13 protein-coding genes are annotated in these 14,450 nt (G+C 28.5%); 6 read left to right on the top strand and 7 right to left on the bottom strand.

Features of this window, described 5'->3' with window-relative positions:
- Positions 1–54: 54 nt before the first annotated feature.
- A complete protein-coding gene (locus I4V51_RS05840; protein ID WP_195987380.1) occupies positions 55–1,116 on the top strand; it encodes an aldose epimerase family protein in 1,062 nt (353 codons plus the stop codon).
- 27 nt (positions 1,117–1,143) lie between these two features.
- Here the strand turns inward: I4V51_RS05840 and I4V51_RS05835 are convergent, their stop codons facing one another.
- Genes I4V51_RS05835 through I4V51_RS05820 form a run of 4 tightly spaced genes read right to left on the bottom strand, consistent with a single transcriptional unit; the run spans position 1,144 to position 4,224 of the window.
- The gene (locus tag I4V51_RS05835) at positions 1,144–1,581 is read right to left on the bottom strand and encodes a Fur family transcriptional regulator (protein WP_195987379.1); all 438 of its coding nucleotides are present in this window, start codon (positions 1,579–1,581) and stop codon (positions 1,144–1,146) included.
- Positions 1,582–1,612: 31 nt separating this feature from the next.
- Positions 1,613–2,455 (bottom strand): metal ABC transporter permease, encoded by an 843-nt coding sequence (locus I4V51_RS05830; protein WP_195987378.1) that lies wholly within the window; start codon positions 2,453–2,455, stop codon positions 1,613–1,615.
- Between the two features lie 3 nt (positions 2,456–2,458).
- The gene (locus I4V51_RS05825) at positions 2,459–3,253 is read right to left on the bottom strand and encodes a metal ABC transporter ATP-binding protein (protein ID WP_195987377.1); all 795 of its coding nucleotides are present in this window, start codon (positions 3,251–3,253) and stop codon (positions 2,459–2,461) included.
- Positions 3,250–4,224 carry a metal ABC transporter substrate-binding protein gene (locus I4V51_RS05820; RefSeq protein ID WP_195987376.1) on the bottom strand — a complete coding sequence of 325 codons (975 nt, stop codon included), beginning with the start codon at positions 4,222–4,224 and terminating at the stop codon, positions 3,250–3,252. The genes I4V51_RS05825 and I4V51_RS05820 overlap by 4 nt, the downstream gene beginning before the upstream one ends.
- 271 nt (positions 4,225–4,495) lie before the next feature.
- On the opposite strand from I4V51_RS05820, the gene I4V51_RS05815 reads away from it, so the two are divergent.
- Positions 4,496–5,806: an NCS2 family permease gene (locus tag I4V51_RS05815; RefSeq protein ID WP_195987375.1), complete on the top strand. Its 1,311-nt coding sequence runs from the start codon at positions 4,496–4,498 to the stop codon at positions 5,804–5,806.
- Between the two features lie 95 nt (positions 5,807–5,901).
- On the opposite strand, the gene I4V51_RS05810 is transcribed toward I4V51_RS05815, so the two are convergent.
- Complete coding sequence (locus tag I4V51_RS05810) at positions 5,902–6,345, bottom strand: MarR family transcriptional regulator (protein ID WP_195987374.1); 444 nt, start codon at positions 6,343–6,345, stop codon at positions 5,902–5,904.
- A gap of 184 nt (positions 6,346–6,529) precedes the next feature.
- Here I4V51_RS05810 and I4V51_RS05805 point away from each other — a divergent pair, with 184 nt between their 5' ends.
- Entirely contained in the window at positions 6,530–8,791 is a 2,262-nt protein-coding gene (locus I4V51_RS05805; protein WP_195987373.1) for an ABC transporter ATP-binding protein, read from the top strand.
- Entirely contained in the window at positions 8,784–10,631 is a 1,848-nt protein-coding gene (locus I4V51_RS05800; protein WP_207745904.1) for an ABC transporter ATP-binding protein, read from the top strand. The genes I4V51_RS05805 and I4V51_RS05800 overlap by 8 nt, the downstream gene beginning before the upstream one ends.
- 55 nt (positions 10,632–10,686) lie before the next feature.
- Here the strand turns inward: I4V51_RS05800 and I4V51_RS05795 are convergent, their stop codons facing one another.
- A complete protein-coding gene (locus I4V51_RS05795) occupies positions 10,687–11,928 on the bottom strand; it encodes a LysM peptidoglycan-binding domain-containing protein (RefSeq protein ID WP_195987372.1) in 1,242 nt (413 codons plus the stop codon).
- 289 nt (positions 11,929–12,217) lie between these two features.
- On the opposite strand from I4V51_RS05795, the gene I4V51_RS05790 reads away from it, so the two are divergent.
- Both I4V51_RS05790 and I4V51_RS05785 read left to right on the top strand, forming a co-directional pair.
- A complete protein-coding gene (locus tag I4V51_RS05790) occupies positions 12,218–12,709 on the top strand; it encodes a CarD family transcriptional regulator (RefSeq protein WP_195987371.1) in 492 nt (163 codons plus the stop codon).
- Positions 12,710–12,861: 152 nt separating this feature from the next.
- Positions 12,862–13,017: a zinc-ribbon domain-containing protein gene (locus tag I4V51_RS05785; protein ID WP_195987370.1), complete on the top strand. Its 156-nt coding sequence runs from the start codon at positions 12,862–12,864 to the stop codon at positions 13,015–13,017.
- 61 nt (positions 13,018–13,078) lie between these two features.
- Here the strand turns inward: I4V51_RS05785 and I4V51_RS05780 are convergent, their stop codons facing one another.
- The gene (locus tag I4V51_RS05780) at positions 13,079–14,428 is read right to left on the bottom strand and encodes a [Fe-Fe] hydrogenase large subunit C-terminal domain-containing protein (RefSeq protein ID WP_195987369.1); all 1,350 of its coding nucleotides are present in this window, start codon (positions 14,426–14,428) and stop codon (positions 13,079–13,081) included.
- Positions 14,429–14,450 lie beyond the last annotated feature (22 nt).

Here is a 14,450-nt window from a genome sequence, read left to right as displayed (position 1 = left end):
TGGTATAATTAGTATGATAGAATATTATGTAAATATGTTAATGGAGGGGCAATAATGAGAATACAAAAAGAAGAAATGCTAAATAAAATTGATAATAAATCAGTTTATATTTATACATTAGCCAATAAAGACACTAGCGTGAAGATAACAAACTATGGTGGAATAATACTATCATTACTTACCAACAATAAACATGGAGAGCAAGACGATATTGTTTTAGGATATGATAACTTTGAGGATTATAAAACAACAACAACATATTTTGGATCTATTATTGGGCGTTGTGCCAATAGAATTGGAAAGGCTGAAATTGAAGTTGATGGAGTAAAATATCAGCTTGAAAAAAATGATGGTAATAATCATCTTCATGGAGGAAATAAAGGGTTTAACAGAGTAGTATGGGATTCAGAGATTAAAAGTGATAAAGATGGAGAGTATTTATCATTATCATACTTTAGTAGAGATGGTGAAGAAAATTATCCAGGAAACTTAGAAGTTATTGTTGAGTATAAGTTAACAGAAGAGAATGAATTGGTTATTAATTATTATGGTAAATCTGATAAAGATACAGTTTTAAATTTAACTAACCATTCATACTTTAATTTAAGAGGACATGCTTCTGGTGATATATTAGAGCATAAGGTTAAGATTTATGGAAGTAATATAACAGTAGCAAATTCAGAAAGTATACCAACTGGTGAAATAAGAGATATATTAGGAACTCCAATGGATTTCACTACGCTTAAACATGTTGGATTAGATATAGAAAAAGAATATGATCAATTAATTAATGGAAATGGATATGATCATAATTGGATTATTGATGATTATACAGGAGACTTAAAGAAAGCTGCTGAAGTTGTAGATGAGAAGAGTGGAAGAGTACTAGAAGTATTCACTACAAAACCAGGAATACAATTTTATACAGGGAATTTCTTGGATGAAAATGAAGTAGGAAAAGGTGGAGTAAGATATAAGAAAAGACAAGGATTATGTCTTGAGACACAGTACTTCCCAGATAGTTTACATCATTCAGGATTTTCAAATATACTATTAGAAGCTGGTCAGGAATATAAACATACTACAGTTTATAAAATGAGTATTATAGATAAATAGAGAATAAAAAATGACTAAAGAGTGATTCTACTCTTTAGTCATTTTTTTGCAAGATTTACAATAGCCATATATTTCAAGTCGGTGCTCAGTTACATCAAAATCCATATCATCACGTATATGCTGTTCATAAACACATAGAGGACAATCGTTTATAGGAAATACCTCTTTACATTGTTTGCAAATTAAGTGATGCTTATGCTCAGAAGTGGTCAATTCATATGAAGTTTTGTTATCATCCCCTAAAATACATTTAGAAATTACATTTTTATTAGAAAGAGAATCTAATATTTTATAAATTGATGATAAATTTATAGAAATTGAATTTTCCTTTAATTTTGAATATATTTCTTCAGCGCTAAGTGGGTGGGTACTATGGGATATAATCTGAAGTACAGAAGTTCTATGCTTAGTTACCTTTAACCCTTTTGATTTAAGTATATCATTAAAGTTAATTTCGTTATCCAAATTATTACCTCCAGGCATTGTTTAAGTTATATTATACAAATTTACGCCTAACAATTAAAGTGATAAAAAATATTGCAGATGATACAAGAACGATTGTTGCACCTGTAACTGTATTTAAATAGTATGAAATTATTAGTCCTGTAATACCAGAAAATATAGCAATTAATACTGAGAATAAATGATATTGGCGAACGTTTTTAGATATATTACGTGCAGCAGCAGCAGGTAATACTAAAAGTGAATTAATTATAAGTAAACCAACCCATCTAATTGTTATTGTAACAATTACCGCTATTGTACAAGTAAAAATAATTTCAATTAATAAGGTATTCATACCACGACTATTTGCTAGTGAAGTGTTTAAACTTGTAACAAGTAGTTTGTTAAATATTAAAGCCCATAAAATAATAACAGTTATAAATACAAAAATTAAAAGGATTATTTCACCTTTAGATATACTAAGTAAATCTCCAACTAGGTATGAAGAAAATTTACTTAAACTACTAGAAAAGCTCATAAGCACTAATCCAAGAGCGATTGAAGTAGAAGAGAAAACTCCTATAATGGTATCTGTAGAAGAAGTACCTTTATTTTTAATAATAGTTATTGCTATTGCAAAGCACACTGAAAATAAGGTTGCTCCCCACATAGGATCCATGCCACCTAGTAATATTCCAACAGCTATTCCAGTAAAGGCACCATGTCCTAATGAGTCAGCAAAGAAAGACATTTTATTACTAACAACCATAGTACTAAGTAATCCGAATAAAGGTGTTATTATTAGTATGGCAATAAATGCATTCTTCATAAAGGTATGAGATAGCCATTGAAAAGGTAGTAAGAGATCAAGTGTATTATATAAAGTGTCAAACATATTTTAAATTCCTCCTGTATTAGACGATTCTTCATTAGAGCTTGCAAATGATAAGCCAAATATTTTTTTTGCAGCAGGATTATTAAATACTTGCTTTGGAGTTCCTGAACAAATTATAGTTCCATTTACAAGTGCTACACGATCTGAATATTTATAAACTAAGTCTAAATCATGAGAAACTAAAATAATTGATAAATCATAATTCTTTTTAATATCCATTAAAATTTCATAAAATAACTCTAATCCATTTTGATCTACTCCAGATACAGGTTCATCTAATAAAAGAATATTTGGAATAGGGTCTAAAGCTAGTGCAAGTAATACTCTTTGAAGTTCGCCACCTGATAAAGCCCCAAGTCGTCTATCTATTAAATAAGGTATTTTAACTCTTTCTAAGCTTTCTAAAACCTGTTCACGTATTTTCTTTTTTGGAGTTAACCAAGCGGGTATAGAAGTTTTGCAACAGACAAATAAATCAAGAACACTAATAGGTGTATTTTTATCAAAAGTTAAGTATTGAGGTACATAACCAATTATAGGTTGATTATATTTATTGTCATTTTGTCCCATAAAGTTTAAAGTTCCATTATGTTTAACTTCACCTAGAAGTGCTTTTAAAAGTGTACTTTTACCTGCACCATTAGGCCCTATTATAGAAGTAAGTTCTCCACAATGAATGTGGAGATTTACGTCTTTTAATATTTCATTATTGCCTAAAGTAACTGAAAAGTTTTCAATTTTAGTGCAACAAAAATTATTACAAGTAGTATTTTTATTAAAATTCGATTTTTTTATCATTTTAAAGCCTCTTTTAAAACATTAAGATTTTCTTTCATTTTATTTATATAATCATTGTATGAATCTGATGTAGCATCCCCTGTAACAATTGGATCTAATTCATAAACAGTAGCTCCGGTTTCCTCTGAAATAGTATTAGCAACTTTTGATGAATATTGAGGTTCTGTAAATAATGCAGTTATATTATTATCTTTTACTGTTTGAATTATCTCCTCAATTTCTTTTGCAGAAGGTTCTGAATCAGGTTCTATTTGCATTACTCCAGCAATGTTTAAATTAAATTCTTTTGCGAAGTAAGGAAAAGCTTCGTGGAATGTAATTATATTTCTATTAGGTAAATTATCTAATTCAGAATGCATTTCATTACTTAAATTTTCAAGTTTAGAAACATATGTATTTTTATTATCTTCATAAGTAGCCTTATTTGAAGGATCTAATTCGGCTAATTGAGAAGCTATGGTCTTAACTTGATCAATGTTACCAGATACACTTACCCAAACATGGGCATTATATTCATGATCGTGATCATGATCAGTATCCTCTTCATGATCGTGGTCTGAATGAGATTCTTCACCATCGTGATCGTGTTCATCTTCTTCTAAAAGATTCAATCCCTCACTGGCGTTAATTATTTTTAAGTTAGGGTATTGTGAAATTATGTCATCTAAGAAAGATTCCATTCCAGCACCATTTACAACAAGAATATCAGCTTTTTCTAATGTTTTTAAATCTTGAGGTGTAAGTTGGTAGTCATGTAAACAACCAGTTTGAGATTTTGTCATATTTGTAAGGGTTACATTTGGAACATCTTTTACTATATTTAAAGTTGATATATATATAGGGTAAAATGAAGTCACTATGTTTAAAGTGTTATCATCTTCATTCTTTGTAGATTGATTATTATTACAACCTATAAGTAAAAGTGATGTTGATAGTAGCAATATTAAAATTTTCGATATTTTAAATTTCATAACTTGTCCTCCTAAAGTCAAATGATAATAATTTGCAATTATAATAACTATTATACTACTTTTCTTAAAAAAGTAAATTAAAAATTTTATAGTAATTTTGAGGGTATAATATATTAATCGACAACAAAATATAAAAATGTATAAAAAAGTTATAAATAGTGAACGAAATTTAAAAAAAATAAAAAAATGTTCGTAAAAAGTATTGGAATTTTTAAAATTTCTGTTATTATATAAAAGTACTAAAAAAACAGAGGAAAAAGGGGATTATATAATGAATAGTTTTTTAGATAATTTCTTTAAACTTAAAGAAAATAATACAAATGTAAAAACGGAGTTTATAGCAGGGATTACAACCTTTATGACAATGGCATATATATTGATAGTCAATCCTTCAATTTTATCAGCAGCAGGGATGGATTCAGGAGCTGTATTTACAGCTACTGCAGTATCATCAATAATAGCTACGTTAATAATGGGTTTATACGCTAAGTTGCCATTTGCACAAGCTCCTGGTATGGGGTTAAATGCATTTTTTGCATATACTGTAGTATTATCAATGGGATATTCTTATCAATTTGCATTAACAGCAGTTTTATTAGAAGGACTTATATTTATATTATTAACTGTATTTAATGTTAGAGAAGCAATTGTTGATTCAATACCAACGAATATAAAAAGGGCTATTTCAGTTGGGATAGGTTTATTAATAGCTTTACTTGGACTTGAAGGAGCAGGGATTGTTATACATCCTAAAGATGGAGGAACAATAGTTGCACTTGGTAATATAACTTCAGGAGCTGGACTTTTAGCTATTATAGGTATTGTAATTACAGGAGTACTTGTAGCAAGAAAAGTTAAAGGTGCATTATTTTTAGGAATGCTTATTACAGCCGTAATAGGAATACCTATGGGTGTTGTAGATCTTCCACATAAAATAGTAAGTATGCCACCATCAATAAGTTCAACATTTATGCAATTTGAATGGCATAATATTTTCTCTTTGGATATGGTTATAGTATTATTTACTTTATTATTTATGGATATGTTTGATACTATAGGAACTTTAGTTGGAGTTGCAACTAAAGCAAATATGTTAGATAAAGATGGAAAAGTTCCTAATATTAAAAAAGCTTTATTTGCAGATGCCATAGCAACTACAGTAGGAGCTTGCTTAGGTACTAGTACAGTAAGTACTTTCGTAGAAAGTGCGTCAGGTGTTGCTGAAGGTGGAAGAACTGGATTAACAGCTGTATCTACAGCGTTTATGTTCTTCTTAGCATTGTTCTTATCACCTATATTTGGAATAATAACTCCTGCAGTTACGGCTTCAGCTTTAGTTATTGTTGGATTATTTATGATAGAAACAATAAAGGAAATAAATTTAGAAGATTATACAGAAGCTATTCCAGCGTTTTTAACAATAATTATGATGCCTTTTTCATATTCTATTTCTGATGGAATTGTATTTGGGGTTGTATCTTATATATTATTAAAACTATTTGCTGGTAAGAGCAAAGAAATAAGCATGGCAACAATAGTTGTTGCAGTAGTGTTTGTACTTAAATTTGTATTTATTAAATAGAAATAATTAGAACAAAAGCTCACATTGATTATATTCAATGTGAGCTTTTGTTTTAGTAACGATTATTGAATTGTAAAATATAGTATATAAGAAAATTAAAATTTGTTTATAATGGGAATTAACTCATCTAGTGAATTTGAAAGAATGTTAATATCGTTATTATCAAGAGTGGATATTTTTTCAAGTATATCTTCTTTGATATATTCTTTCCCTTCTTTTAGAAAATCTAATGCCTTATCTGTACTTTGAATTAGTATAACTCTTCTATCATTAGGATCATAATCTCTAGTTACTAGTCCATCTTCCACCAATTTATCTATTACAGGAGTCATATTAGGTTTTGAAATACAAAGCTCCTTAGCCATCTTAGAAATAGATGTTGGGCCGTGATGAATTAAATAAAATAATACCTTTATATGTGAATGTGGAACATTAAATTTTTTTGTAAGAGTATGGGGATTAAAAATATGTCTATTTAGAGATAATAATAGCATATATAAGTTTTCAGATATATCATTTAAATTTTTTGAAGTATCCATGGAATCCTCCTTCTGTAGTAATTGATATTATTATAATTCATTCCCAAAAACTTTACAATATATTAATTATAAAAATATAACTATTATAAAAATATAACTAAATTGTATTGACATTATATAGTTATGAAAATATAATTATTATAAAATCAGAAATATATTTAATTAAATGAGGAGAGAAAAGCTTATGCTTAAATTACTAAAACATTTAAAACCTTTTATTGGCTCAATGATAATCGCAATAGCACTTTTATTTGTTCAAGCTATATGCGACTTATCATTGCCTGATTATATGTCTGATATAGTCAATGTAGGAATACAACAAGGGGGAGTAGAAAATGCTGTTCCTAAAGTTATTCAATCATCAGAGTTAGATAAATTATTTATTTTTATGAGTGATGATGATAAAAATGTGATTATGGATGATTATGAGCTGCTTAATAAGGAAACATTAAGTAGTGATCAATACAATAATTATTTAAAACAGTATCCAGAATTGGAAAATGAAGACCTATATAAACTAAATGTTAAAGCTAAGGAAAAGATAGACAAACTTAATAGTATATTTAGTAAACCAATGCTAATAGTGTACATGTTAGAAACGGAAGGGTTAAATGGTGTTTCTAGTGATAGCAATATGATGTCACAGATGATACAACCACCACCTGGTGTTGATTTATCAACTATGGATACATTTGAAGTTTTAAAAATGATGTCTAAAGAGCAAATTAATCAAATGATATCTAGTATAGATGAAAAACTAAATTCTATGCCAGAAAGTATGATAACTCAATCTGCTACATCATACGTAAAATTACAATATAATAATATAGGAATAAACACAGATAAGCTTCAATCTAATTATGTAATTTTTGCAGGGGCTAAAATGGTAGGGATAGCATTAATAAGTATGCTAGCTACAGTAATTGTAAGCTTTATTGCTGCAAGAGTTGGTGCTGCATTAGGTAGAAACTTAAGGAAAGATGTATTTAATAAGGTTGTTGGGTTTTCAAATTCAGAATTTGATGAATTTTCAACAGCATCACTTATTACAAGAACAACAAATGATATACAACAAATTATTATGCTTGTAGTAATGGGATTAAGAGTAGTATTCTATGCACCAATATTAGGTGTAGGTGGTGTTATTAAGGTTATTAACACTGGAGCATCAATGGGATGGGTTATAGGTGTTGCAGTAATATCTATACTACTTCTAGTAATAGTATTATTTAGTTTTGCTATGCCAAAATTCAAAAGTGTGCAAAAGCTTGTTGATAGATTAAATCTTGTTACAAGAGAAAGTTTAACTGGAATGCTTGTAATTCGTGCATTTAGTACTCAAAAGTATGAAGAAGATAAGTTTGAAGTTGCAAATAAGAATTTAACTAAAACAAATCTTTTTGTTAATAGAATAATGACAACAATGATGCCTTTGATGATGTTTATTATGAATGCAATAACATTATTAATTGTATGGGTTGGAGCTCATAGAATTGATGAAGGTATTATGCAAGTTGGTACAATGATGGCGTTTATGCAATATACTATGCAAATAATTATGGCATTCTTAATGATATCTATGGTTTCTGTTATATTACCTAGAGCTATGGTATCGGCTCAACGTGTATCTGAAGTTCTAGGGGTTGATGTTGCAATTAAGGATGTAGAAGAAATACAAACATTTAATAGTAATGAAAAAGGAACTATTGAATTTAAAAATGTTTCATTTAGATATCCAGGTGCAGATGAAGATGTAATTCATGATGTTAGCTTTAAGGCACTTCCAGGTGAAACTACTGCATTTATAGGTAGTACAGGTAGTGGTAAATCAACTTTAATTAATTTAATACCTCGTTTCTATGATGCAACACAAGGTGAAATATTAATTGACGGTGTAAATATAAAAAATGTATCACAATATGATTTAAGAGAAAAAATAGGTTTTATACCGCAAAAAGGATTGTTATTCTCAGGTACAATTGAAAGTAACTTAAAATATGGCGGAGAGAATATAACTGATGAAGATATGATAAAGGCTTCTGAAATTGCTCAAGCAATGGAGTTTATAAGTAGTAAAGAAGAGAGATTTAATACAGAAATAGCACAAGGAGGTACAAATGTTTCTGGAGGACAAAAACAAAGACTTGCAATTGCTCGTGCTATAGCTAAAAAACCAGAGATATTTGTATTTGATGATAGTTTCTCTGCATTAGACTTTAAAACTGATGCTAACCTTAGAAAGGCAATAAATACTGAATTAAATGAAAGTACTTTGTTAATTGTAGCTCAAAGAATAAGTACTATAATGGGTGCAAATCAAATTATAGTTCTTGATGAAGGTAAGGTTGTAGGTAAAGGAACTCACAAAGAGCTTATGGAAAACTGTGAAGTTTATCAACAAATAGCTCTATCACAACTTTCAAAGGAGGAGCTTTCAAATGAGTAAGCATGGAAGAGGTCCAATGGGTGGAGGTCCAATGGGCGGAATGGGAAAAGGTGGAGAAAAGGCTAAGGATTTTAAAAAGACTATGAAAACTCTTATGAAATATTTAAAGCCTTATAGATTATCAATAATAGTTGTTATAATATTTGCAATTGGATCAGCGGCATTTTCAATTGTTGGTCCTAAAATATTAGGAAATGCAACAACAGAGATATTTAATGGATTAGTTAAAAAAGTTACAACAGCTAATGCAGAAGGAATTAATTTTACTCGTATAGGGGAAATTATTATATTTTTAGTTGGCTTATATCTAATTAGTGTACTTTTCTCTTTGATACAAGGATGGGTAATGACTGGTGTTGCTCAAAAAGTATCATATAATATGAGAAAAGAAATATCAGAAAAGATTAATAGAATGCCACTTAAATACTTTGATACTAGAACACATGGTGAAGTGTTATCAAGAGTAACAAATGATGTTGATACTGTTAGCCAAACTTTAAATCAAAGTTTATCACAAATGTTAACAGCGGCTACTACTCTTATTGGAGTACTAATAATGATGTTTTCAATAAACTGGATAATGACAGTAGCATCATTAATTATAATTCCAGTATCAGTTGGTTTAATTGCAGGAGTTGTTAAAAAGTCACAAAAATATTTTAAAACTCAACAAGAATATTTAGGGTATGTTAATGGTCAGGTTGAAGAGGTTTATTCTGGACATAATGTAATGAAAGCTTTTAATGCAGAAGAAAGAGAAATTAAGAAATTTACAGAACTTAATAATACTCTTTATAATAGTGCATGGAAATCACAATTTTTATCAGGTATGATGATGCCTATAATGACATTTGTAGGAAACTTAGGATATGTATTAGTGACTATACTTGGTGGATGGCTTACTATAAAGAAGGTTATTGAAGTTGGAGATATTTTAGCTTTCGTTCAATATATTAGATCATTTATGCAACCAATTAGCCAAACAGCTCAAATAGCAAATGTTCTTCAATCAACTGCAGCAGCGGCTGAAAGAGTATTTGAATTCTTAGATGAAGATGAAGAGGCTATAGATGTTGAAAACCCAGTAAGTGCTGAAGGCATAGTTGGAAAAGTTGATTTTAAAGATGTTCATTTTGGTTATAATCCAGAGAGAACTATAATTAATGATTTTACAGCTAATATTAAGCCAGGACAAAGAGTTGCTATAGTAGGACCTACAGGAGCTGGTAAAACAACAATGGTTAAGCTTCTTATGAGATTCTACGATGTTAATGATGGAGCAATTTTAATAGATGGTAATAATATTAAAGATTTCAAGAGAAATGATTTAAGAAAAATGTTTGGTATGGTTCTTCAAGATACATGGTTATTTAATGGAACTATAATGGATAATCTACGTTATGGTAGATTAGATGCAACTGATGAGGAAGTTAAACAAGCGGCTAAGGCAGCTCATGTTCATAGTTTTATAAAGACATTACCTCATGGTTATGATATGGAGCTGAATGAAGAAGCAAGTAATGTATCTCAAGGTCAAAAACAGTTATTAACTATTGCTAGAGCTATTTTAGCAGATCCAAAGATATTAATACTTGATGAGGCAACAAGTTCGGTTGATACTAGAACTGAGGTGTTAATTCAAAAGGCTATGGATAATTTAATGCATGGAAGAACAAGTTTCATAATTGCTCATAGATTATCAACAATAAGGGATGCTGATCTAATACTTGTAATGAAGGATGGAGATATAGTAGAACAAGGAAATCATGAAGAGTTATTAGCTAAAAATGGATTCTATGCAAATCTTTATAACAGTCAATTTGAAGAGGCAGAAGCGTAAAACTATATATAAAAATTAGTTTAATTAAAAAAGGTGGATTTTAAAATCCACCTTTTTAAAATAATCTTATTTTTTTCCCAGGACTAACAAAGCTTAAATCAGTAATATTATTAATTTGTATTAGTTTATTAATACTTAATCCAAATGATTTAGAAATACTTTCTAAGGAGTCATTTTCTTTTATTTTATATATTCCAGAAGAATATATTTGTAGAATCTGATTCTTTGAAAGTTTGTTAGGATTTTTTATATTATTTAGTTTAGCAATTTTATCATAGGGAATATCGAATTTTTTCGAAATACTTATTAGTGTATCATTATTTTCCACTACATAAGTAAAGGGAAATTTACAATCCTGTATTCGCCATTGAATAGCTTTAAATTCATCTGTTGGAACTATTGATTTAAAATACTTTGTATAAGGCTCATTCTTAATGGTAATAGATATATTGTTTGTTTTATAATAATCCCTTAACGTATAATAAATACACTCGAAAAATAAGGATGCATTAAGTGAATTATTATTTAAATTATTTATAATTTTTTCAGATAAGTCTATATAAGCAAAGTTATTTTTAACGTTATAATACATATTATTTATTTTTATATTACGATTTATTAATGGAAGTAGTCCATAAGGAGGGGTTTCAAATAGTTTTGAAAAGCCGAGACTTATATCCTCATTAGTGTAGTAACTTAATGTTCTAGGGGAAAACCAAATAGAATTTAAGTTTTTATCTGGATAGTAGACTTTAATATTTTTTGAATAAGAGGAGTTTTCTTGTATATCTTCAAGTTCAAAATATAATATTCCTGTTTTTTTAGTATAATATATACTTTTAACAAGTCCTATACCTAGCACGTAGTAATCTACAGAAAATTCACGGTTATTTTTTGAAATGGTAACAATCTCAATAGCTGCTGGGAATATATTAAATTGAGTTTTAACTTCTATGTCTATATTAGTAATGCAACGCTTACTTCCGTTAGATAAAAACCACATATTATCTTTAATAATAGGATCTTTTATTAAATAATTGTTTTTATAATTATTTTCATTTAATAAATTCTGGTGATAACAAGTATTCCCTGATTGAAAAGATAGTTTAATACCATCATCTACATATTCATAAACATTTATAGCATTAGTTATACCGTTATCGAGTCTAACTTGAAGTTTATTTTCATTAAAATAATCTATAGAAGTTTTAAAATTAATCGAACTATCGCTAAAGCCTCTGTAGATATAGATTGAATTTGACTTAGGTGGAAAGTATTCTTTAGATTTTATATTCATAGTAACTCACCTCATAATCATTTGTGCAGTAATTTCTTTGATAGATAATAATAGTATATGAATAAAAATAGAACTTTGATTAAATAAGATAGGGTTTCTTAAAATTATAATTAAATTACACAGATTAATTTTCAGAAGAAAATATTAGAATTTACCTTTTAATTATTAGGAAGAAACTGGATAAAAGACTAATATTGACCTGTGTTTGAAAATGTGATAAAATAAAAAATTACAAAAAAACAAAAAAGTGTGCTATAATTAAATGATAAACACCTAAGGAGGTAATTATTTGTTTAATATAGGAGATAAAATTGTTTATCCAGGTCAAGGAATTGGGGTCATAGATTGTATTGAAGAAAGAGAATTTAAAGGTGAAAAGCAGAAGTTTTATAAAATAGACATTTTTAATAGTACAATGAAACTTACATACCCTATGAATAGAATTGAAGATAGTAATATTAGATTGGTAAGTGAAAGTAAAGATATAGATAGTTATTTAAAAGATTTTAGTAAAACTAATTTAAATGGCGAAGATATTAAAAGTACTACGGCCAAGGAAAGAATGAGTATTAATTCTAAAAGAATAAAAGATGGTACTTTAAAAGATTATTTAGATGTTATATTAAATTTAAGTGAAGTTATGAATAATGGAAATATAAATGCTAATGAAAAACAAGTTTTAAATTCAACAAAATCTTTAGTAGCTGAAGAAATAAGTCAATCTAAAAATATATCTTTAGATGAAGCAAAAAATATCCTTGATGAATCATTAAAATTTTAAAAAAGTACTTGTATTTATATTTGTATATGATATAATTATGTTCTAGCCAAGTGGCAAAAAAAAAGGTTTATATGTATGTGTATGTAAATTTCTTCTTTTAGAAAGTTATATGGATAGCTGTATTAATCTTTAATAAAAGGAGGAAATTTATTATGACAGATAAGACTTTAACATGTAGAGATTGCGGAGCTGAATTCGTATTTACTACAGGAGAACAAGAATTCTACAAAGAAAAAGGGTTCACTAATGAGCCAACTAGATGTGTTGCTTGTAGAAGAGCTAAAAAAGAACAACAAAACAGAAGATAGTTTTGATATAAAAATAAGTTATGCACAATGTGCATAACTTATTTTTTTTTGTTTGAGTTTTCTAAAATTTACGTTCTAAAATACTTATTTTCTTAGGATCTTCAAAATCTTTTAATGATGTTATGCCTATTCTATCTAAAACATCATCAAGAACTTTACTATGAACAGCAACTTTTATTGAAGCATCATAAGCAAACTTATCTACTGCTTTTTTACCTTCTTCTGGAGGAACTAAAATTTTAGGACCACCAACACAACCACCAATACATCCCATTCCTTCAATGAAGCTAGCATTTGCTTTTCCAGCTAAAGCTTCATTAAGTACCTCCTTACATTCCTTAACGCCTTCGGCTTTTCTGGCTTTAAAGTTTTTTATTTTTTCAGGGTAAAGTTCTTCAACAGCTTCTGAAACAGCAATTGAAACACCACCAGTACGAGCGTATAACCTTCCACCTTTAGAAGTATACTCTAGAGAAGGAATTCCTTTTAAATCTCTAGGATGAATTTCTAAAGATTCAAATATATTATTAAGTTCTTCAAAGGTTAAAACAAAGTCAATTGCACCAGCAACATCTTTCTCTTTAGCTTCAGCTTTTTTAGCTATACAAGGGCCAACAAATACAACTTTAGCATCTTTGTTAAGTTCTTTAATAACTCTACCAGCAGCAATCATTGGAGAAACTGATGGTGAAAGGTTAGGAATTAGTTCTTTATAAACTTTTTTCAACATACCTACCCACATTGGACAGCAGCAAGAAGTAATCATTAAATCATCTGGCCCTTTTACGTGCTTATTAAATTCAACAGCTTCCTTTACTGTTAACATGTCAGCCGCAAAAGCAACTTCAATCATATCTGTAAATCCAATTTTAACAAAGGCAGATCTTAACTGATCCATAGTTACATCACTACCAAATTGACCTATAATAGCAGGGGCAACAGCAGCAATAACAGTTTTATTATTTTTTAATAAATCTAAAATAGGTAAAAACTCTATTTTATCTAAAATACGCCCATTATTACATGAATCTACACAAATACCACAATCTATACAAATATCATTATCAATAAAAGTTGTATTATTTGAATAATCAAATTTTATAGCATCAAATGGACAAGCACGTTGGCAACCATATGTATTATTTGCATCAGGTTTACAATGAGAACCGGAACATTCTAACTTTTCTACTATTTTTTTATTGACATTATAATTAGTTATTGCTTTTTTTAGGTTATAGACATAGTTGTTATCAAAGTCAACTTTTACTCCACATAATGAGGTTATTATTTCAAAAGTTTCTTGTGGAGATTTTTCATGACAAGTAATTATTTTGTTAAGAGTTTCATCAAAATTACCGTCATAATAAGATTTTATTAATATATCAAATAAATCAGTGTACTTATTATTCATCATATACCTCCTAAATATAGAA

The organism is Clostridium sp. D53t1_180928_C8 (assembly GCF_015667795.1).
GTDB lineage: Bacteria > Bacillota > Clostridia > Clostridiales > Clostridiaceae > Clostridium.
Note: the sequence above shows the minus strand (reverse complement) of the source record. Positions and strands in the feature narration are given on the sequence as shown.

Excerpts from the sequence above, each read along its gene's own strand:
- I4V51_RS05800 (WP_207745904.1), top strand. The coding sequence starts at position 8,784 with ATGAGTAAGCATGGAAGAGGTCCAATGGGTGGAGGTCCAATGGGCGGA.
- I4V51_RS05780 (WP_195987369.1), bottom strand. The coding sequence starts at position 14,428 with ATGAATAATAAGTACACTGATTTATTTGATATATTAATAAAATCTTAT.
- I4V51_RS05810 (WP_195987374.1), bottom strand. The coding sequence starts at position 6,345 with ATGGATACTTCAAAAAATTTAAATGATATATCTGAAAACTTATATATG.
- I4V51_RS05805 (WP_195987373.1), top strand. The coding sequence starts at position 6,530 with ATGCTTAAATTACTAAAACATTTAAAACCTTTTATTGGCTCAATGATA.
- I4V51_RS05830 (WP_195987378.1), bottom strand. The coding sequence starts at position 2,455 with ATGTTTGACACTTTATATAATACACTTGATCTCTTACTACCTTTTCAA.
- I4V51_RS05820 (WP_195987376.1), bottom strand. The coding sequence starts at position 4,224 with ATGAAATTTAAAATATCGAAAATTTTAATATTGCTACTATCAACATCA.
- I4V51_RS05840 (WP_195987380.1), top strand. The coding sequence starts at position 55 with ATGAGAATACAAAAAGAAGAAATGCTAAATAAAATTGATAATAAATCA.
- I4V51_RS05825 (WP_195987377.1), bottom strand. The coding sequence starts at position 3,253 with ATGATAAAAAAATCGAATTTTAATAAAAATACTACTTGTAATAATTTT.
- I4V51_RS05785 (WP_195987370.1), top strand. The coding sequence starts at position 12,862 with ATGACAGATAAGACTTTAACATGTAGAGATTGCGGAGCTGAATTCGTA.
- I4V51_RS05815 (WP_195987375.1), top strand. The coding sequence starts at position 4,496 with ATGAATAGTTTTTTAGATAATTTCTTTAAACTTAAAGAAAATAATACA.
- I4V51_RS05795 (WP_195987372.1), bottom strand. The coding sequence starts at position 11,928 with ATGAATATAAAATCTAAAGAATACTTTCCACCTAAGTCAAATTCAATC.